The sequence below is a fragment of the Kribbella sp. NBC_00709 genome (assembly GCF_036226565.1).
Lineage (GTDB): Bacteria > Actinomycetota > Actinomycetes > Propionibacteriales > Kribbellaceae > Kribbella.
Genome location: NZ_CP108996.1, coordinates 1,790,381 through 1,811,306, shown reverse-complemented (window position 1 = coordinate 1,811,306; position 20,926 = coordinate 1,790,381). Strand labels below are relative to the sequence as shown.

Here is a 20,926-nt window from a genome sequence, read left to right as displayed (position 1 = left end):
CGTCTGCTTCCCCTCGGGCTCCGGCCACCCCCAGCCGTCCCTTGCCAGACTACTCGATCGGCGCCTCGCGCGGTGTGAAGGAATACCCCTGCGATTCACGGGCGGAAACCGGTTCGCTAACCCCTTCGCAGGTTGCGAAAGAAATGCATTCCGATTCATTGACCGGATTCCTTCCGGCGTATTACGTTCCGTCCGCATCCATTCCGCCTGGAGGTCAGTTCATGTCCATTTCCAGCAGTTGGCGCGCGGTTGCGGTCACCGCGGCTCTCACTCTCGCCGGATCGAGCCTCGCCGGCTCGGGTCTGGCCGGCCACAACGACGCCGAGTGGGTCGGCACGTGGGCGACCGCGGTCACCCACGGCGACGCCACCGGCTCGACGAATCTCGGGCTGACCGACCAGAGCGTCCGGCTGAACATCCGCCCGACCGTCGGCGGCAACCGGATCCGGGTCCGGCTCTCGAACATCTACGGCGAGAAGACCGTCACGGTCGCCGCCGCAACTGTTGCCAAGCCCAACAAGGCGACGCCGGAGCTGTCCGACATCGACCCGAACACCCTGCGGACGTTGACGTTCAACGGATCGGGGAGCGCGTCGATGGTCAAGGGCAGCGAACTGCTCAGCGACCCGGTCAACCTGCGGATCGGCACCCTCGACGACCTCGTCGTCAGCATCTACTTCCAGGACAACACCGGCCCGACGACGTTCCACGGCTCGTCGATCCAGGACAACTTCGTCGGCACCGGCAACCGGGTCAGCGACCCGACCGGCGTGAACTACCCGACGACTCGGCGGTGCTGCTGGTTCTTCCTGTCCGGTGTCGACGTCCAGACCGACGACTCGGCCGGTTCGATCGTCGTGCTCGGCGACTCGATCAGCGACGGCACCAACAGCACGCCGAACGCGAACAACCGCTGGCCGGACCAGCTCGCCGAGCGACTGGCCGCATCCGCCGGACACAAGCCGTTCCCGAGTGTGCTGAACGCGGGTCTGGCCGGTAGCCGGCTCAACCACGAGGGCACCGAACCGTCCGACAACGGCGCGTTCCCCGGCTTCGGTGAGGTCGGCGTGAACTCGCTGGCCCGGTTGAACGAGGACGTGTTCGCGCAGACCGGCGTACGCACGGTGATCACCGAGCTCGGCATCAACGACATCTGGATGTCCGACGACTCCGCCGCCGAGATCATCGGCGCGTTGCGGCAGGTGAACGCGCAGGCCAAGGAGCGCGGCATCCGCAGCCTGGTCACGACCATCACGCCGTTCGAAGGACTCTCCGGCACGGACAGCTGGACGCCGGCCAAGGAGGCCACCCGGCAGGCGGTGAACAGCTACCTGCGGTCGAGCCACGAGTTCGACGGTGTGCTCGACTTCGACAAGGTACTGCGCGACCCGGCGGCGCCGTCGAAGCTGCGCGCGGACATCGACTCGGGTGACCACATCCACCCGAACGACGCCGGCTACCAGCAGATGGCCGCTTCGGTCCCGCTGAACCTGGTGCGCTGACATGGCTGCTCGGAGTGCGAACGGGATTCTCGCCGCCCTCGGCTCCGAGCAGGGCCGCCGCGATCCGATGCCGCTCTTCGCGGAGCTGCATCGGATCGGCCCGGTCTGCCGCCTCGAGCCCGGTACCTCGCCGTACGCCGTCGTCGTGAACGGGTACGACGCGGCGCAGGAAGCCTTGAAGGACACGCGATTCCACCGGCTGCTGTCGGCGGACCCGAACCCGAAGGAGCCGGTACTGCGCCGGCTCGGTGGGTCGATGATGTTCAAGAACGAGCCGGAGCATCTGCGGATGCGCAAGGTGTTCCAGGCGGTACTGACGCCCCGCCGGCTGACCGGGTTCGAACCGGTCGTGGAGGCCCTGGCCACTGAGCTGCTCGATGACCTGGGCAAGGCCGGCCGGGACGGTCAGGTGATCGATTTCGTGGACTTCGCGTACCGGTTGCCGATCACCGTCATCGGGACGTTCCTGGGCATCCCGCGCTCGGACGTGGGCTGGTTCCGGGACCGGACGAAGGCGATCGACGACTACCTCGACCTCGGCGGCAAAGCGCCCGAGCGGCTGGCTGCGGCGAACCAGGCCGCCGACGAACTGAACGACTACTACGCCCGGATGCTCGCCGACCGCCGCGTCCGGCCACGCGACGACCTGGTCAGCTCACTGGTGGACTCGGAGCTCGCCGAGCAGGAGCTGATCGACAACCTGCTGGTCCTGGTCAACGCCAGCTTCGTGACCACGATGAACCTACTCACCAACGGCCTCGAGCTGCTGCTCGCCCAGCCGTCCCTGGTCGATGCCTTGCGCAACGAACCGGCGAAGGCGGCGGACTGTGTCGAGGAGATCCTGCGGCATCAGAGCTCGGTCCAGCTGGTCAGCCGGAAGGCATCGGTCGACCTCGAGCTGGCCGGCGAGTCGATCACCGCGGGGAGTCTGGTGCTGATCCTGCCGGGCGCGGCGAACCGGGATCCGGCCAAGCACCCCGACGCCGACACGTTCGATCCGGATCGTGCGGATCTGCAGCACCTGTCCTTCGGCGCGGGTCCGTTCTACTGCGTCGGCGCCGGACTGGCCCGGATGGAGGGGCGAGCTGCGTTCGGCCAGTTGTTCCAGCGATTCCCGCAGCTCCAGCTCGCGGGCGACCCGGTGCGCAGTCATAGCCTGCTGCTCCGTGGACATCAGTCGATGCCGATCCGATTGGGGTGAACCGATGCCGTTGGACCCGCAGGTCGAGGCCATGCGCGCCGAACGCGAGGCGAACCACGTGCCGCAGCTGTACACCCAGAGCCTGGCAGAGGCGCGAGCCGCCGATCTGGCCTCGATCCAGGCCGCGGGTGGAGACGGTGAGCCGGTCCATCACGTCAAGGACGTTACGACCGACGCCGGGCTGCCGCTGCGGGTCTATCGGCCCGACCTGTCGGGTCCGTTGCCGACGTTGATCTACTTCTTCGGCGGCGGGTGGACGCTCGGCAGCATCGACACCGCCGACGGCATCACTCGCAAGCTGGCGAACGCCGTACCGTGCCAGGTGGTAACGGTCGGCTATCGGCTGGCGCCTGAACACCCGTTCCCCACCGCGGTCCACGACTGCTACGACGCCACGCAGTGGATCGCCACGCATCTGCAGACCGACCCGGCGAGGATGGTCGTCGGCGGCGACAGCGCCGGCGCCAACCTCGCGGCCGCCGTCACGTTGCTTGCCCGCGACAACAACGGTCCAGCGCTGGCAGGACAGCTGCTCGTGTATCCGAACATGTTGTACGGCTCGGACACGATCTCGATGCGCAACGGCAACGACCCGTACCTGTTCAACAACACCTCGGTCAACTGGTACTGGAAGCACTACCTGACCGATCCCGCGGACGGCCGCAACCCGTTGGCCTCGCCCCTGCTGGCGGAGTCGCACGCGGACCTGCCGCCGGCGTTGGTGATCACCGCCGAGTACGACCCCCTGCGCGACGAGGGCGAGTATTACGCCGAGAAGCTGCACGCCGCCGGCGTGCCGACCACACTCAGCCGGTACGACGGCATGGTGCACGGATTCTTCGCGATGTCGGGGATCCTCGACGGCGGCAAGAAGGCGATGAGTGAGGCGTCGGCCTGGCTGGGCAGGATCTTCACGGATGGCTGAGTCACTCGCCGACTACGAACCACTCGCGCGCGAGGTGCTCCCGCCTGCCGTCTACGATTTCGTTGCCGGCGGCAGCGGTTCCGAACAGACCCTTCGCTGCAATCGAGCCGCCTTCGACGCGATCACCGTCACCCCCCGCGTCCTCACCGGCACGGCAAAACCGAACCCTTCCTGGACGGTCCTGGGGTCGCGGTGGGAGCTCCCGTTCGCGGTCGCTCCGATGGCCTACCAAAAGCTCGTGCACCCCGAGGGGGAGTTGCTGCTGGGCGCCGCTGCCGGCAAGGCCGGAATCCCCTACACCATCAGCACCCTGAGCAGCGTCCCGTTGGAGAAGATCGCCGCCGCGGCGCCGTCCTGGTTCCAGCTCTACTGGCTGCGGGACCGCCGGGTCGTGACCAGCTTGGTGGAGCGAGCGGTGAGCGCCGGTTGCAGTGCGGTGATGGTGACGGTCGACGTGCCGGTCATGGGCCGGCGATTGCGGGATGTACGCAACGAGTTCGCCCTCCCGCCGGACGTCGCCCCGGAGAACCTTGTCGACAAAGTGACAGAAGCGCATGAGTCGGTGCCGGGGTTGTCGGCGCTGGCGGCGCATACGGCGTCGGCGTTCGAGCCGGCGGTGTCGTGGCATGACCTCGAGTGGCTGCGGGAGTTGTGTCCGATTCCCCTGGTGGTGAAGGGGATTCTGGATCCGCGAGACGCTCGGCGGGTCGTCGAGTTCGGGGGAGACGGGGTCGTGGTGTCGAACCACGGTGGGCGGCAGCTGGACGGTGCGGTGGCGTCGATCGATGCCCTGGGCCCGGTTGTCGATGCTGTCGGCAAGGACTGCGCGGTCTTGCTCGACAGCGGCGTACGGAGCGGGCTCGATGTGCTGAAGGCGGTTGCCCTGGGTGCTTCCGGCGTACTGGTCGGGCGGCCGTTGCTGTGGGCACTTGCTGTCGGGGCTGCCGACGAGGCGCTGGCGTTGCTCGGGCGGGAGTTGCGGGACGCGATGCTGCTGGCGGGGTGCGCGGACCTGGGCGCGGTGCGGGAACTGGGTGTGGGGAGAGCGTCATGGCCGATCTCGAGCTGACCGACCTGCACGGCTCGCTCACCGACCGGGCGCTGAACTCGATGAACTTCCTCAACGAGATCTCGCACCACTACCCGGACGCGATCTCGCTCGCGGCCGGCCGGCCGACCGAGGAGTTCTTCGCGCTCGAGGACCTGCACCGCTACCTCGACCTGTTCGCGCAGTACCTGCGGGACCGGGGGTACGACGAACCCGCGGTCCGGCGGACGATCTTCCAGTACGGCCGGACGAAGGGCATCATCCACGAACTGGTCGCCCGGAACCTCGCGGTCGACGAGGACATCCAGGTCGATCCGGAAGCGATCGTGGTCACGGTCGGCTGCCAGGAGGCGATGGTCCTCACGGTGCGCGCGCTCCGGGCCGGTCCCGACGACGTGCTGCTCGCCGTCTCCCCGACGTACGTCGGCATCACCGGCGCAGCCCGCCTCGTCGACCTTCCCGTCGTACCGGTGGGGGAGGAGGACGATCTCGCCGCCGTGCTGAAGTCGGTCCGCGCGGAGGGCCGGCGTCCGCGCGCGTGCTACGTGATGCCGGACTTCGCGAACCCGTCCGGCCTGAGCATGGATCTCCCGACCCGCCACCGCCTCCTCGACCTCGCCGCCTCCGAGAACCTCCTGCTCATCGAGGACAACCCGTACGGACTCTTCCCGTCCCAGGGTCATCAGCGCATGCCGACGTTGAAGTCGCTCGACACCTCCCGTCGAGTCGTCTACTTGGGCTCGTTCGCGAAGACCGGTCTCCCCGGTGCGCGAGTCGGCTATGTCGTCGCGGATCAGACGGTCGGCACCGGCCTCCTGGCGGACGAGCTCTCCAAGCTGAAGAGCATGCTCACCGTCAACACCGCACCCGTCGCCCAGGCCGTGATCGGCGGCAAGCTCCTCGCCAACGACTGCAGCCTCGTCGCAGCCAACCGCCGCGAACGCGCGGTCTACGCCGCCAACCTGCAGGCAATCACCGACGGGTTGGCCGCGCGTTTCCCGAACGGCGAGATCACCTGGACCGTCCCGGCCGGCGGCTTCTTCGTCGTCGTCACGGTCCCGTTCCCGGTCGACGACGCCCTGCTGGAGAAGTCTGCCCACGAGTACGGCGTCCTGTGGACCCCGATGAGCCACTTCTACGACGGCGACCTCCCGATCAACGCCCTCCGCCTGTCGTGCAGCGCGGTCACCCTGCGCGAGATCGACGCCGCGCTGAACCGCCTGGCCGCGTTCATCACCGACGAACTGGTCCTCTCGAACACTCGAAAACTGGATCTGTAGCGCATACCGGTTCGCTCCTACCGTGAAACCATGACCACCGCGTGCGAGATCCCCACAGTGCAGGAAGTCGCCGCTGAGCGGCTGCTGGGCAGCCAGTTCGTGCGGCTGCTGGCGATGGTGTTCGGTTCCGGCCTGAGCATGTACCTGCTGACCTCGGTCGTCCCGCTCTACCTGGCGGCCAACGGCTCCGGCGGTGTCGGCGCGGGACTCTCGACCGCAGCGATGATGTTCTCGGCGGTGGCCGTCGAGCTCCTGGTACCCCGGATGCTGGCTCGCTGGGGCTACCAAGTCGTTCTGGGTCTCGGACTCGTCCTCCTCGGCGCGCCATCGCTTGTCCTGCTCACCTCCGCGGCGCTCCCGCTCGTGCTCGCTGTCTGCATCGTCCGCGGCGCCGGCCTCGCGATCCTCGTCGTTGGTGCGGTCGCGCTGGTTGCCGACCTGACCCCGCCGACCCGTCGCGGCGAGGCCCTCGGTGTGTACGGCGTGGCTGTCGGCGTACCTGCGGTGATCGGCCTGCCGCTCGGGGTCTACCTGACGAACGTGATCGGCTTCGGCGCCCTGTTCATCCTCGCCGCGATCGCCTCGCTTGCCGGGCTCATCGCCCTGGTCGGTCTGCCGGCGAAGATGAGCACCGAGGAGCAGCACGTGAAGGTACTCGGCGGCGTACGGCGCAGCGGCCTGCTGAGCCCGACCATGATCTTCGCCGCGGTGACGGTTGCCGCGGGCATCAGCGTCACCTTCCTGCCGCTGGCCGTTGCCGGTGACAAGCATTCCCTCGTCGCGACAGCCCTGCTCCTGCAGGCGATCGGCGCACCCATCGCCCGCTGGCTGGCCGGCCGCTACGCCGACCGAGTCGGCCCCGCGAAGCTCCTGGCGCCCGCACTTGTCCTCGCCGCGGCCGGCGCCGGGTCGCTCGTCTTCCTCCCCAGCACCATCGCGATCCTGGTCGGCTCCACCTGCTTCGGGATCGGCTTCGGCGCAGCGCAGAACCTCACTCTGACCTTGATGTACAACCGCGTCGACCGCTCCCGCTACGGCCAGGTCAGTGCCCTCTGGAACCTCGCGTACGACGGCGGCTGGGGCGCCGGCGCGATGATCTTCGGCGCGATCGTCGGTGGTGTCGGCTTCGCCGCCGCGTTCGCGTTGACCGCGGCGGTGGTCGCGGCAGCCGTCGTACCGGCGGTCAGAGCTTCCGCAGCCTGACCCAGCGGACAGCGTGGTCGGGGCCTTTGCGGAGGACCAGGGTGGCGCGGGAGCGGGTGGGGAGGATGTTCTCGCGCAGGTTCGGGCCGTTGATGCCGTCCCAGAGCGACTCGGCCTTCTTGATCGCTTCCTGGCGGCTCAGCTCGCCGTACCGGACGAAGTACGACTCGGGGTTGCGGAAGGCCGTCTCCCAGAGTTTCAGGAAGCGGGCCACGTACCAGGAGCGGACGTCGTCGGCGGCTGCGTCGACGTACACCGAGAAGTCGAAGAAGTCGCTCACCGCGAGGCCGCTCTTGCCGTCCGCGTGCCGGGGCGCCGGCTGCAGGACGTTCAGGCCCTCGAGCAGCAGGATGTCCGGCTGCTCGACCGTCGTCCGGACGCCGGGCATCCGGTCGTAGTGCAGGTGCGAGTAAACCGGCGCCTCGACCGCGTCCATCCCCGACTTCACCTCGACCACGAAGCGGAGCAAGGACTTGCGGTCGTACGACTCCGGGAAACCCTTGCGCTGCATGAGCTTGCGCCGCTCGAGCTCGGCGTTCGGCCACAGGAACCCGTCGGTGGTGACGAGCGCGACCCGCGGGTGCTCGGGCCAGCGGGCCAGCAGCTCGCGCAGCAGGCGGGCCGTGGTGGACTTGCCGACGGCAACCGATCCGCCGATGCCGATCACGAACGGGGTGCGGGTCGCGGCCGGTTTGCCGAGGAAGCTCTCGGTGTCGGCGTGCAGGGCGCGGGCGTGCCGGACGTACAGCGAGAGGATCCGCGACAGCGGCAGGTACACCTCGCGGACCTCGTCCATGTCGATCTCGTCACCGAGACCGCGCAGTCGCTCCACCTCGTCCGCCGTCAGCGGGGAGACGGTGCTCTCGGCCAGTTGCGCCCAGGTGGCCCGGTCGAGCTCGGTGTAGGGAGTCACCTCCCGCGACGGCTGCAGCATGTGGCCCATTCTTCCCACCGGCGCGGAATGCACCCACATCGGGCCGACGTGGCCTTCGTCTCAGCTCCGCGACGTTCGAAACTTTCGGTGACCGCCCGGTATGCAAAAATCACTGTCCGATGACGGCATTGATGCCACGCCTCCGGCGCGGCGGGTCATGGGGCTGTGACTCCCGGCCTTCCCTCGTCGCTCCGGTCGCTTCGCTCCCTCCACTCCTCAGTCCAGGCCGGGAGGCCCCATGACCGGCGACTTGGCTTGGCTCGGTACGCAGCGGTTGCCTGAGGTGACTGTGCATGCCTCGGGAGCGCTGGCTCAGACGATCCGTGCCGAGCTTCGGCAGATCCGCCGGTTCCGCACCGACGTACAAGTTGCCGTGTGCACCCTGACGCGGGTCCGGGAAACTCCGTTGTGGCGTGAGGTCGAGGCCGCCCTGCCGGAACACGGCCTGGGCGTCGAAGGATTCGTGGTGGTACGCCGCGGCAACGATCTGGTCGTCGCCGCCGAGGGCGGTCACGGACTGCTCTACGGCTATTTCTATCTGCTCCGGTACTTCGAGTGGATGAGCGGCGACTTCACCGTCGTCGAGCAGCCGGCCGTGCCGATCCGGATGCTGGACCACTGGGACGAGCTGTCCGGCGCGGTCGAGCGCGGGTACTCCGGTCGATCGATCTTCTTTCGCGACGGCAGCGTGGTGCCCGACCTGACCAGAGTCCGTGCGTACGCGCGGTTGCTGGCGTCGATGGGGATCAACGCGGTCGGACTCGCGAAGGCCGACCTGCCCGAGCTGGCCCGCCTTGCGGCCGTGTTCCGCGAGTACGGGATCGCCGTCAGCATGGCGGTCGAATTCACCGAAGATCCGTCCGACGAGCGCGTCGCGCGCTGGTGGTCCGCCACCATCAGCCGGGTGTACGACGCCGTACCGGATTTCGGCGGGCTCGTGGTGCGCGCCGGCCGGGACGCCGAGGGCGCGAACCTGCTGGCGCGGGCGGTGGCGCCGTACGGCGGAACGGTGTTCTGGCGGTGTTCCGGCGACGAGCAGAAACACGACTGGCGCGATCGCGGGACGGATCGCGCGCGGACGGCGTACGACCAGCTGATCCCGCTCGACGGGCGGTTCGAGGAAAACGTCGTACTGCAGGTGAAGCACGGGCCGATGGACTTCCAGGTCCGCGAGGCGATGTCGCCGGTGCTCGGTGAGCTGCAGGAAACCGCGTTCGCGCTCGAGCTGCAGGTGACCCAGGAGTACTCCGGACAGCAGCAGGACCTGTGCTACCTCGGGCCTTGGTGGCGGGAGATCCTGCAGTTCGACACCACCGGTGGCGGCGGTACGACGGTTGCCGACCGCATCGGTGCGATCGTTGCCGTGTCCAACGTCGGCGACGACCCCAATTGGACCGGTCACAAGCTTGCCCAGAGCAACCTCTACGCCTTCGGCCGGCTGGCGTGGGAGCCGGCCGCGGATCCGGTCAGCCTGCTGCACGAGTGGGCCGCGGCGACGTTCGCGATGGACGACCGGACCCGGAGCGAGCTGGTCACGATCATGGCCGGTTCCTGGCGGACGTACGAGCGGTACACCGCGCCGCTGGGCGTGGGGTTCATGGTGGCGCCGCAGACGCACTACGGACCGAGCGTGAACGGGTACGAGTACTCGGCGTGGGGGACGTACCACTTCGCGGACCGGTACGGCGTCGGCGTGGACCGGACGGTGAAGACCGGGTCGGGGTTCACGGGACAGTATCCGGAGCCGCTCGCCAGTCAGTACGAAGACGTCGGCACCTGTCCGGACGAGCTGCTGTTGTTCTTCCATCACGTGGCTTACGACCATGTGCTGCAGAGCGGGAGCACGGTGCTGCAGCACATCTACGACACCCACTTCCAGGGGTACGCCGAGGTGGAGGCGATGGTCGCGCGCTGGCGGGTGATCGCGGAGCGGTTCGAGCCGGTGGTGCGGGAGAACATCACGGCCCGGTTCGAGGCGCAGCTGGCGAACGCGCGGGAGTGGCGGGATCAGGTGAACACGTTCTTCTACCGGCTGAGCGGCGTACCGGACACCCACGGCCGCACGATCCATAGGTAGTCTGGTTCGAAAGTTTCGAGCTAGGAGGTGTGGTGAGCGAGCGCCCGACCATTGCGAAAATTGCGGAACAGGCCGGGGTATCGGTCCCGACCGTCTCCAAGGTGCTGAACGGGCGCGCGGACGTGGCCGAGGCGACCCGGGCCCGGATCGAGAGCCTGATCCAGGAGCACGGGTACCGGCGGCCGCGCCCGGGCACGGCCGGCAGCCCGATGATCGACCTGGTGTTCAACCAGCTCGGCGGCGAGTGGGCGATGGAGCTGATCCGCGGCGTCGAGGAGGTCGTCCGCGCCGAGGGCGTCGAGCTCGTGCTGTCCGAGTGCGGCGGCGCGCTGCGACCGCGTCAGCAGTGGATCGAGTCGGTGCTGAACCGCCGGCCGCTCGGCGTGATCATGGTGTTCTCCGACCTCGACGCGGACCAGCGGGCGCAGCTGGAGACGCGGCGCATCCCGTTCGTCGTCGTCGATCCGGTCGGGGACGTGGGGGACGACGTACCGTCGATCGGCTCGGCGAACTGGAACGGCGGACGGATGGCCACGACCCATCTCCGCACCCTCGGCCACATCCGGATCGCGATGATCGGCGGGCCGGTCGAGACGTTGTGCTCACGGCAGCGCGTGGACGGCTACACCGACGCACTGCGCTCCACCGGCATCGAGGTCGATCCGGAGCTGATCCGGTACGGCGACTTCGAGGTCGGCGGCGCGCACCGCGAAGCGCTCGCACTGTTGAGCCTGCCCGACCGTCCCACCGCGATCTTCGCCGGCAGCGACATGCAGGCGCTCGGCGTCTACCAGGCCGCCCGCGAACTCGGCCTGGACATCCCCCGCGACCTGTCCGTCGTGGGGTACGACGACCTTCCCGTCGCGCAATGGGTCACGCCGGCTCTGACCACGGTCCACCAGCCCCTCCATCAGATGGCCGAACTCGCGGCCCGCGTGGTCCTCGACCTGTCCCGGGGCAAGACCCCCACCGCCCTCCGCCTCGACCTCGCCGTCGACATGAGAGTCCGCAACTCCACCGCGGAACCGCCGCGTTAGGCTGGCCCGCATGATCGTCGGCGTGGGTATCGATGTGGTCGACGTGGATCGGTTCATGCGGACGTTGGAGCGGACCCCGAACTTGCGGGAGCGGGTGTTCACGCCGCTCGAGGCGGTGAAGCCACCGGCCTCGCTGGCGGCCCGGTTCGCGGCCAAGGAGGCCTTGGCCAAGGCGCTCGGCGCTCCCGCAGGCATGCACTGGCACGACGCCGAAGTCCAGACCGACGAGACCGGCCGGCCCTGGCTGGAGATCAGCGGGACCGTGGCGGCGCAGGCGTCGCGGCTCGGCGTACAGAACCTGCACCTGTCGCTCAGCCACGACGCGGGGATCGCCTCGGCCGTGGTGATCCTGGAGGGCTGACCATGCGCAGCGCGCACACCGTCGAACAGGTCCGCGCGGCCGAGGCCGAACTGATGGCGCGGCTCCCCGAAGGCACCTTGATGCAGCGCGCCGCGACCGGCCTGGCAGTTGCCATCAGCAACTTTCTCGGCCGCACGTACGGCGCCCGCGTGGTGCTGCTGATCGGCTCCGGCGACAACGGCGGCGACGCGCTGTACGCCGGTGCCCGGCTGGCGCGACGTGGCGCTCAGGTCACCGCCGTACTGCTGTCCGACAAGGCGCACGAGGGTGGCCTGGAGGCTCTGCGGGCAGCCGGCGGCCGCGCCGGTGCGCTCGGCGACGTTGGTGCTGCGATCAGTCCTGATGACATCCGGACGGCCGACGTCGTGGTCGATGGGATCGTAGGTATCGGCGGGCGTCCGGGGCTCCGCCCCGAGGCTCTTGCAGCGGTGCAGCTCGCCGAGCGCCACGGCGTACCGATCGTCGCCGTCGACACCCCCTCCGGTGTCGACGTCGACACCGGAGAGACCCCCGAGCCGCACGTCAATGCCGCCCTCACGGTCACCTTCGGCACCCAGAAGATCTGCCACTTCATCGACCCCGCCGCCACCGCCTGCGGCCCGGTCCACCTCGTCGACATCGGCCTTGCTCTCCCACCCGCCGAAGTCGACTCCCTCCAGGCCGGCGACATCCGCCACCTCTACCCGGTCCCACACGGCGAGTCCGACAAGTACTCCCGCGGCGTACTCGGCCTGATGGTCGGCTCGACCCAGTACCCCGGAGCCGCCGTCATCGCGACCGCCGGCGCGCTCGGTGGGCCTGTCGGCATGGTCCGGTACGTCGGTCCTGACGCCGTCGCGGATGCAGTTCGCGCCGCACATCCCGAGATCGTCTCCGGCAACGGTCGCGTGCAGGCATGGGCGATCGGCTCCGGTCTCGGCGACGAGCTCGACATCCCACGCATCCGCGAACTACTCGACGCCGAGGAGCCGGTCGTCCTGGACGCGGACGGCCTGAAGGCACTCGACGACACCGGCGACCACGTCGACGTACTCGTCACGCCGCACGCCGGTGAACTCGCCCGTCTGCTCGACGTCGACCGCGCAACCGTCGAGGCCGAGCGCCTGAAGCACGCCCGCCTGGCCGCCGAACGCTTCGACGTCACCGTGCTGCTCAAGGGCGCAACCACAGTGATCGCCGCACCGGACGGCGAGGTCCGGGTCAGCGGCAACGCCACCCCATGGCTGGCGACCGCCGGCGCCGGCGATGTCCTGGCGGGTCTGTGCGGCTCACTCCTGGCCGGCGGCCTCTCCCCGCTGGACGCAGGCAGCGTAGGCGCCTACCTACACGGCGCCGCCGCCAACCTCGCCTCCTTCTCGGGCCCAATCACCGCGATGTCGGTAGCCGCCGCCCTCCCGGAAGCCACGCGCTACCTACTCCGCGACTGACCAGCTGCAACACCGGCTTTGTGAATGCGGTCACAAAGGTGAAAGTGGTGGGGGAATGCTGGAAGGATCTGGGCATGGCCAGCGACGGTGGACCGCGGGGGAGGTCGGCTGTGCGTCGGTGGCTGGATCGGATGACCGAGACGTGGACCCCGCCGGTGGCTGGGGATCTTGCGGGTCCGATGCGCTTCCTTTACTGGCTGACTCGGTCGCAGGCGCGGCGGGTCGCGTTGGGTGCGGTGCTCGGCACCTGTTGGACCGTCGGCCTGACGGTGCCGCCGTGGGTGCTGTCGCGGGCTGTCGATGACGGACTCGTCGCAGGCGACACCTCCGCGCTCGTCGGCTGGGCCTTGCTCCTGCTGGCCGTCAGCGTGCTGAACGCGCTGCTGAGCATCGCCCGGCATCGAACGATGACAAAGATCCGGATGGACGCGTCGTTCCGCGCGGTTCGTGCCACGGTCTGGCACACCTCCCGCCTGGGTGCCTCGTTGGGGAAGCGGGTGAGCGCCGGAGAGGTCGTGACCGTCGGCATCGCCGATGTGTACACGGTTGCGATGGCGCTGACCGTCACCGGTCCCGGCGTCGGCGCGGTCATCGCGTACGCCGTCGTCGCGGTCGTCCTGTTCACGATCAACCCCTTGCTGGCCGCCGTGGTCCTCGCCGGCGTACCGCTGCTCGCCATCGCGGTCGGCCCGTTCCTGCAGCGCATCGAACGTACGGGCAGCGACTACCGCGTGCATCAGGGCCGACTGACGATCCGCCTGGTCGACGTACTCGCCGGACTTCGTGTACTCAACGGCCTCGGCGGCAAGCAGTTCGTCGCCGAGCGGTATGAGCAGCAGTCGCAACGATTGGTACGACGCGGCTACCGGGTCGCCGGCCCCACCAGTTGGGTTGTCGCGTTGTCCACCGGCTTGCCGGCCCTGTTCCTCGCCGCGGTCGTCTGGCTGTCCGCGCGAATGGCTGCCACGGGAGAGATCACGATCGGCGACGTCGTCGCTGTCTACGGGTACGTCGCGGTGCTCGTCGTACCCGTCTCGTTCTTCATCGAAGGTGGCGGGGACATCGCCCGCGCCCGGGTGGCAGGGCAACGAATCGTCGACCTGCTCAACCTGCCAGTTGCCCGGCGCAACGAAGGCGATCCTGCACTGATCGGGGTCGGCCCGTTGGTCGACACGGAATCAGGAGTGATCGTCAGGCCTGGCGCCCTGACCGCCTTGGTCACCGGGCGCCCGGCGGAGGCGGTCGCGGTGATCGAGCGGCTCGGGCAAGTGCACACCGATTCTCAAGCAGGGATGGAGATCGACGAGACTGCCCGCGAGGAGTTCAGGCGCCGTTTAGTTGTTGCGGACAACGATGCCGAGGTGTTCGCCGGCACCGTCCGGGATGTCGTTGCCGGGCGCATCGAGCCCGACGACGACCGGATTCGTACGGCGATCCGCGTGGCCGTGGCCGAGGACATCGTCGAGGCGCTGCCTGGCGGTCTGGATGCGACGATCGCAGCCGGTGGCAGCGACCTGTCTGGTGGCCAACGGCAACGAATCCGTCTCGCCCGCGCCATCTATGCAACCCCCGACGTGCTGCTCGCTGTCGAGCCGACCTCCGCGGTCGACGCGAACACCGAGGCGGCGATGATCGACCGGATCCGCGACATCAGGCGCGACCGGACAACGGTCATCACGACGACGTCGCCCCTCGTACTGGACCGCGCTGACGACGTCATCGTGCTGGTCGACGGCAAGGTGTCGGCCGCCGGGACGCACGCGGAGCTTCTGCGCAGCGATCCTTACTACCGCGACCTCGTATCGCGGGCGCAGGGTGATGACCAATGAGTACGGAGCTGCCCGTCGCGGGCCCCGCCGAAGTACGCGCCGCGTTGATCCGCGACCTGGGCGCGGACCGGCGTTCGGTGGTCGGCGTCGTCCTGGTCAACGGGCTCGCCGCCGCCGCAGGTCTCGTCGGTCCGTGGCTGCTCGGCCGAATCATCGACACGATCCGGGCCGGCTCCGGTGATGTGCTCAACGCGGTGGATCGACTCGCGTTCGGCGCGTTGCTGTTCACCGTCGTACAGACAGCGCTGTCGTGGTGGGCGCTCAAGATCGGCTACCGGTTCGGCGAGCGTACGGCGGCGCGTGTTCGAGAACGGTTCTTGCAGCGGACCCTGGCGCTGCCCCCGCGCGTGGCGGACCACCTTCCGACCGGCGACCTGATTGCTCGAGGAAGCACGGATGCGTCCCTCGTCGCGGTGACGCTGCGATCTGCTGTGCCCGAGGTTCTCGTGGCCAGCGTCCACGCTCTCTTCCTCATCGTCGCGGTGCTGGTCCTGGATGTGCGGCTCGGGCTCTGCGGGCTCGTGTGCTTGCTAGGCGTCGGCGCGGCGGTGCGCTGGTACGTACGACGTGCACGACCGGTCTACCTGGCTGTTGCCGCAACGGGTGCAGAGATGGCCGATGTCGTCGCCAGTACGGCGAAAGGCGCCCGTACGATCGAACTGCTCGGATTGGAACGCCGCCGGACCGAGGCCACAGAGGCCTCCATCACCCAGGCCCGGTCCGCCCGCCTGGCGGCACTGTGGCTCCGATCGGTTCTGTTTCCGTGGTCGGAAGTCGCACTGGCGCTCCCGGTCGTCGGGGTGCTGTTGATCGGCGGCGCCCTCTACGCCCACGATCAGGTCAGCCTCGGCGTCGTGGTGACCGCGACGGTGTACCTCCGCCAACTCGTCGGCCCGCTCGACACGTTGATGCTCTGGATCGAACAGCTACAGGGCGCCGGCGCGTCGTACGCCCGAGTCGAGGGCCTGGCGGACATCCCGCAGGCGGAGGAGAGCTCGTCGGGTCAGAACGTCGCCGGTGACCGCATTCGAGTCGACAACGCCCACTACAGCTACACGGGCGCTCGCGACGTACTGCACGGAATCGACCTGGTGGTGCAGCCCGGAGAACGCCTGGCCATCGTAGGCACCTCCGGTGCCGGGAAATCGACCCTCGCGCGTCTCCTCGCCGGCCTCGACCGCCCGCACACCGGTTCGGTGACCATCGGCGGTACGCCGGTCGCGGATCTGCCGCCGGACCAGCTTCGGGAACACGTCGTACTGATCACGCAGGACCACCACGTCTTCCACGACGCCGTGCGCGACAACCTGCTGATCGCAAAACCGAATGCGACCGACGACGAGTTGTACGCCGCCCTCGACGCCGTAGGCGCCACCTGGTGGGCCGACCTGCCCCACGGCCTCGACACCGAGCTCGGTGGAGACACCACCCTCGACGATGCCGGCGCCCAGCAACTCTCCCTGGCCCGAGTCGTCCTGGCCAACCCGCACACCCTCATCCTCGACGAAGCCACCGCCCTCCTCGACCCCAAGACAGCCCGCCGAACAGAGCAGTCCCTGGCCGCCGTACTCCGGGGCCGCACCGTGATCGCGATCGCGCACCGCCTCCAAACCGCCCACGACGCCGACCGGATCGCCGTCATGGAAGCCGGCGAACTCGTAGAACTAGGCACCCACAACGCCCTAGTAGCCGCCAACCACGTCTACGGCCACCTCTGGCAAACCTGGCACACAGAACCAGGGCCTCCGGGAGCCGACGGTTAGTCCGTCTTCGAGATCAGTCGCGCAGAGCTGCGGCGCTTCCGATCAGCCCGATGTGCTCAAGGGAGTCGAGAACGTCCTCGACGGTGCCAGGCGGATTCCTCCAGGCGTCGGCCATGCGCTGAACCTGCGCATAGACCGCCTGCTGATTGAGATCGATCAGGTCGAGCACAAAGTCGTCCGCACTCTGCGCCTCGACGTTCCAGGACGCCAACTTCGCCGGCGGAAAGTCTTTCGCATTCTCCGTGACGATCACCTGCGCACCGGCCTTGATCGCAGCAGCGAGTACATGTCGGTCGTCGGCGTCGGGCAGGTCGACCACATCGATCAGCGGTTCGTACCCGGTGACGAGCACATCCCGGATCGCCTTGTTCATCAGCTCCCGAGTGCGACCGAGCTTGGCCGGGTCGAGGTCGGCGATTCTCCTTGAGATTGTGGAAAGTCTCATCGAGGATCTGCTCGGTCCACCTGGCTTGGACCAGGCCGGCCTGTGCGACGCGGATGAGCAGGTCACGCAGGCTGTTCGGGTAGAGGACGTTGGCGTCGTAGACGACGATGAATGGCACGTCAGTACAGACCCATGTCCTGGTTGAGCTCTGTCAGTTCGTCGGCAACTTCGCGGCGCTGGTGGTCGTCCTTGCGCTTGTAATCCATCAGAGAGGCTGCACGCACGCGGCGATGCTTCCCCACCTTCCGGTACTCGATCTCGCCTGCATCCAGCAGACCGATGAGGTAGGGCCTGGAGACGTTCAGCAAATCGGCTGCCTGCTGAGTCGTGAGCTCCGCGTGGGCAGGGACGACCGACACCCCTTGACCGGCGGCCATATGCGCAAGGATCCGCGCCAGAAGCTCCACGGCACCCCGAGGCAGAGACAGAGTGTCATCCGGATCCCCGCCAACGACCACGCGGATGTCGCGCTCGTCGGCGTGGGTGGACAGGTAACGCTTGACGCGGCGCATGGCAACGCCGGCCGCCTTGACCTCGGTCGCGTCCGGGCGTATCGGGGCATGATCTGCAGGACTCATAGCTGTTCCTCCTGTGGATCGCTGCACTCATCAGCGATCGACAACTGCAGTATCCGCAATAAACGAAACAAACGCAACTGTGGACGCGGTCCGCCCGGCGTGGTTCGGAAGTCTCACGAGATGGCAGCAGTGCGGACGCTGGACGGTCATCTGCGGGACTTGCCGGCTGCAGCGGCGCGTGTGGAACGACGTCGTGAACAGCTCGAGCTGTTCATCTATTGACGAGCAGGCGACACCACGAGGCAGTCGCACCCACGGCAGCGCGTAGACGCGGGCGGCAGCCGGGCTGACCGTAGTACGCAGGCGCGCGATTCCTGTTGCGCGGTTCACCGATGTGGACGTAGGACTGTTCTTGCTGGTGCCTCCGCCGCCTTTGGAGTGTGCACGTGAAGCGTTTCGTGGGGTTTGCCGTTCTGGTTCTGCTGGCCGTTCTGCCGGTGCCGGCTGTTGCGCAACCGCAGCAGTACGTCGCCGACGCGCGAACGAAGATCGACGTGATGGGGGAGTGGGCCCATCCCGACGACGACACGAGTTTCATCGGGCCGTGTGGTGTGTGGCATCAGCTGTACGGCACGAAGTGTGGCGTGATCATGGTGACCCGCGGTGAGGGTGGCGGGAACGCGGCCGGTAACGAGCTCGGCCCCGATCTCGGTCTCCGCCGCGAGAACGAGGACCGCGTCGCGCACTACCGTTCCGGCACGATCGACATCTTCAACCTGGACCGGATCGACTTCTTCTACAACCAGAGTGCGCCGCTGACGCAGTACTTCTGGGACGAGCAGGAGACGCTGCGGAGGGTCACCCGTGTCATCCGCGAGACGCAGCCGGAGGTCTACATCGGCTTCACGCCGACCCTCGCCGCCGGCCACGGTAACCACCAGCAGGCCGGCCGGCTGATCTGGGAGGGCGTGCTCGCGGCCGCCGACCCGAACATGTTCCCGGAGCAGCTGAAGGGTCCGCACGCGCTGAGCACCTGGCAGGTGAAGAAGGTCTTCTCCGGCGGCAGCACCACCGGCACCGGCGGTACGACGACGGCCGCCAACTGCACCACCGGATTCACCCCGACCGGTGTCGACACCGTCGCGGGCGTGTGGACCGGCTACAACTCGCCGTACACCTGGCCGGCCGGCAACTCGCAGGCGCAGACCGCGGGTACGCCGAAGATCTGGCAGCAGGTGTCCGACGAGGGACGCGCGGCGTACCCGACGCAGAGTCGCGTGATGTACAAGGGTGTCTCGGCGCCGGCCTGTCCGCGGTTCGGCATGACCGAGTCGTTCGTACCGTTCCAGCCGAACAGCAACGCCGCGGCCGGCCGTGACGATGCGATCCTGTTCGGCGCGAAGAAACCGGACCCGGGTGGACTGCCGCTCGGGACCCTCGAGTACCTCACGTTCAGCCGCTTCTACAACGTCGCCGGCGAGCCGTTCCAGGCGACCGTCCACCTGAAGGCTCCGCACGGAAAGCTTGCCAAGGGCAACGTCGCGTTGACGGTGCCGGCGGGCTGGTCGGTCAGCGGTCCGCAGCAGGTCAAGGAGAAGCCGTCGGCTGACCTGACGTTCACAGTGACCCCGGCCGCCAACGCGACGGTCGACCAGAACGCGAAGATCTCCGCGCTCTACACGACCAAGCACGCGACCGGCTACACCGACAACGTCGTACGCATCGTCGCCGCCGCCGAAGGACGCTTCCAGCGTTGGGGCAACTGGGCGGAGTACGACCAGTGGCTGCAGAACACGGCACCGCAGGCCAACCGCCTCGGGCGTTCGCAGGCGATCCAGTCCATGGGCATCGGCCAGACGATCGACGTACCGGTCGTTGTCCACAACTGGTCCACGCAACCGCAGACCGGGGCCGTGTCGCTCGATCTGCCGCCGGACTTCACCATCGACGCGCCGTCCAAGCCCTACAGCGTGCAGCCCGGAGCTGACCAAACGGTCACGTTCAAGCTGACGAACACCGACACCACGCTGCCCGCCCAGCAGAACGTCAACATCCCGATCCACACCGCGACAGGCACTGAGACTCTGACTCTCACGCTTGTCCCGACCACCGTCATCCCGCAGGCGACACCGGTCGTCGACGGCAAGGCCGGACCGGGCGAGTACCCGGGCCAGACGCTCGACCTCGGCCGGATCTGGCAGGGCGCGACGACCTGCACCGGCGTCGACGACTGCGGCGTTTCGTCAACAGGAGAAGGCAGTACGGCGAAGGTCAGCTGGTCCGACGACGCGCTCTACTTCTTCATCCACATCCGCGACGACTACCAGTCGTACGCCGTGACGCCGGCCGAATGCGTCGGCCACTGGCAGGCCGACTCGGTCGAGATCCTGCTCGATCCGCGCGGCAACGCGTCCGAGGCGCTGATGGACACCGCGAACGCGTTCAAGCTCGGCATCTTCCCGTTCACCCAGAGTGGCGAACCGTGCTGGGAACGCGACGCGGACAACCATCAGGGCTACTCGAGCGGCGCCCTCGACACCGGCAACGCGCCGGGCGTCCAGGTCGCGTCGACCGCGCAGTGGGTCGGCAGCAACGAGACCACCGTGCCGCACGCGTACGCCGGTGGCGGGTACGACCTCGAGGTGAAGATCCCGCTCGCCGACCTACCGTCCGCCGTCGACCCGTCGCGGCTGGGTCTGAACATCACGCCGTACGACAACGACGACACGTCAGCACCTGGTACGACGACGTTGCGGCACATCGACATGAGCACGCGACTGGGCTGGTCGGCACTGGGATCGGTGCAGTCCGACCCGTACCGCTGGGGTCTCGCCACCCTCCCCGGCTACACCCCACCCGCGGACCGCTCGACCACGCCGACGCCGCCGAACGTCTCGAATCCGAACCTCAACGGCGCCCTGTCGCCGCAGACGATCGCGCAGTCCGCGCGCAACGGCGTACCGATCTCCGGCCGTGTCCCGACCGACGACCTCAAGATCCTGTCCAGCAAGGTGCGCCCGACCGGAGTCGACCTCGTCACCTCGTCGAAGGGAACCGGCACCGCCCGGGCCTTCCTGACCAGTGGGCAGCTGGCGGCGATCCCGGTCTGGACAACCTCCTGCACCACCGATCCAGCACCGGACTACGGCTTCACCCCGTGTGCCATCACCGACGGCGCCACCCCACCGTGGTCCCCGAACATGAGCGGCCACCTGGTCAAGCAGTCCACCCAACCGATCACCCGCGGCGTGCAGCACTGGACGATCCCGTTGACCGCGGCCCAACGGACACAACTGAAGGACCAAGGCCACCTGCTCGTCTCCTACGAGACAACCCGAAACGAGGTGCAGGCCTTCGACATCCGCGTCCAGTAGCG

The 20,926-nt window shown here is 68.2% G+C and carries 16 protein-coding genes; 13 read left to right on the top strand and 3 right to left on the bottom strand.

Features of this window, described 5'->3' with window-relative positions:
* Positions 1–221 precede the first annotated feature (221 nt).
* The 6 genes from OHA18_RS08815 to OHA18_RS08790 are packed head-to-tail and all read left to right on the top strand — an operon-like array spanning position 222 to position 7,159.
* Positions 222–1,502 carry an SGNH/GDSL hydrolase family protein gene (locus OHA18_RS08815; RefSeq protein WP_329003378.1) on the top strand — a complete coding sequence of 427 codons (1,281 nt, stop codon included), beginning with the start codon at positions 222–224 and terminating at the stop codon, positions 1,500–1,502.
* 1 nt (position 1,503) lies between these two features.
* Complete coding sequence (locus OHA18_RS08810) at positions 1,504–2,703, top strand: cytochrome P450 (RefSeq protein WP_329003376.1); 1,200 nt, start codon at positions 1,504–1,506, stop codon at positions 2,701–2,703.
* Positions 2,704–2,707: 4 nt separating this feature from the next.
* Entirely contained in the window at positions 2,708–3,628 is a 921-nt protein-coding gene (locus tag OHA18_RS08805) for an alpha/beta hydrolase (RefSeq protein WP_329003375.1), read from the top strand.
* Positions 3,621–4,697 carry an alpha-hydroxy acid oxidase gene (locus tag OHA18_RS08800; protein ID WP_329003373.1) on the top strand — a complete coding sequence of 359 codons (1,077 nt, stop codon included), beginning with the start codon at positions 3,621–3,623 and terminating at the stop codon, positions 4,695–4,697. The genes OHA18_RS08805 and OHA18_RS08800 overlap by 8 nt, the downstream gene beginning before the upstream one ends.
* Complete coding sequence (locus OHA18_RS08795; RefSeq protein WP_329003371.1) at positions 4,679–5,956, top strand: aminotransferase-like domain-containing protein; 1,278 nt, start codon at positions 4,679–4,681, stop codon at positions 5,954–5,956. The genes OHA18_RS08800 and OHA18_RS08795 overlap by 19 nt, the downstream gene beginning before the upstream one ends.
* A 30-nt stretch (positions 5,957–5,986) precedes the next feature.
* Positions 5,987–7,159, top strand: coding sequence for an MFS transporter (locus OHA18_RS08790; protein WP_329003369.1), 1,173 nt, complete (start codon positions 5,987–5,989; stop codon positions 7,157–7,159).
* On the opposite strand, the gene coaA is transcribed toward OHA18_RS08790, so the two are convergent.
* On the bottom strand, positions 7,140–8,093 hold the full coding sequence (gene coaA, locus OHA18_RS08785; protein ID WP_329003368.1) for a type I pantothenate kinase: 954 nt from the start codon (positions 8,091–8,093) through the stop codon (positions 7,140–7,142). The genes OHA18_RS08790 and coaA overlap by 20 nt on opposite strands.
* 238 nt (positions 8,094–8,331) lie before the next feature.
* Here coaA and OHA18_RS08780 point away from each other — a divergent pair, with 238 nt between their 5' ends.
* The 6 genes from OHA18_RS08780 to OHA18_RS08755 all read left to right on the top strand — a co-directional run bounded on the left by OHA18_RS08780 (position 8,332) and on the right by OHA18_RS08755 (position 16,587).
* Entirely contained in the window at positions 8,332–10,170 is a 1,839-nt protein-coding gene (locus OHA18_RS08780; RefSeq protein WP_329003366.1) for an alpha-glucuronidase, read from the top strand.
* A gap of 32 nt (positions 10,171–10,202) precedes the next feature.
* Complete coding sequence (locus OHA18_RS08775) at positions 10,203–11,207, top strand: LacI family DNA-binding transcriptional regulator (RefSeq protein ID WP_329003364.1); 1,005 nt, start codon at positions 10,203–10,205, stop codon at positions 11,205–11,207.
* 10 nt (positions 11,208–11,217) lie between these two features.
* Positions 11,218–11,568 carry a holo-ACP synthase gene (locus tag OHA18_RS08770; RefSeq protein WP_130441349.1) on the top strand — a complete coding sequence of 117 codons (351 nt, stop codon included), beginning with the start codon at positions 11,218–11,220 and terminating at the stop codon, positions 11,566–11,568.
* A 2-nt stretch (positions 11,569–11,570) separates the two neighbouring features.
* Positions 11,571–12,995: an NAD(P)H-hydrate dehydratase gene (locus OHA18_RS08765; RefSeq protein ID WP_329003361.1), complete on the top strand. Its 1,425-nt coding sequence runs from the start codon at positions 11,571–11,573 to the stop codon at positions 12,993–12,995.
* A gap of 131 nt (positions 12,996–13,126) precedes the next feature.
* Positions 13,127–14,824: an ABC transporter ATP-binding protein gene (locus tag OHA18_RS08760; RefSeq protein ID WP_329003360.1), complete on the top strand. Its 1,698-nt coding sequence runs from the start codon at positions 13,127–13,129 to the stop codon at positions 14,822–14,824.
* A complete protein-coding gene (locus OHA18_RS08755) occupies positions 14,821–16,587 on the top strand; it encodes an ABC transporter ATP-binding protein (protein WP_329003359.1) in 1,767 nt (588 codons plus the stop codon). Before OHA18_RS08760 ends, OHA18_RS08755 begins: the two co-directional genes overlap by 4 nt.
* 13 nt (positions 16,588–16,600) lie before the next feature.
* Here OHA18_RS08755 and OHA18_RS08750 read toward each other — a convergent pair whose 3' ends face one another.
* Both OHA18_RS08750 and OHA18_RS08745 read right to left on the bottom strand, forming a co-directional pair.
* On the bottom strand, positions 16,601–16,960 hold the full coding sequence (locus tag OHA18_RS08750) for a hypothetical protein (RefSeq protein ID WP_329003358.1): 360 nt from the start codon (positions 16,958–16,960) through the stop codon (positions 16,601–16,603).
* A gap of 191 nt (positions 16,961–17,151) precedes the next feature.
* Positions 17,152–17,610, bottom strand: coding sequence for a helix-turn-helix domain-containing protein (locus OHA18_RS08745; RefSeq protein ID WP_329003357.1), 459 nt, complete (start codon positions 17,608–17,610; stop codon positions 17,152–17,154).
* Positions 17,611–17,996: 386 nt separating this feature from the next.
* Here OHA18_RS08745 and OHA18_RS08740 point away from each other — a divergent pair, with 386 nt between their 5' ends.
* Positions 17,997–20,924: a PIG-L family deacetylase gene (locus OHA18_RS08740; protein ID WP_329003356.1), complete on the top strand. Its 2,928-nt coding sequence runs from the start codon at positions 17,997–17,999 to the stop codon at positions 20,922–20,924.
* The last annotated feature ends 2 nt before the right edge of the window (positions 20,925–20,926 follow it).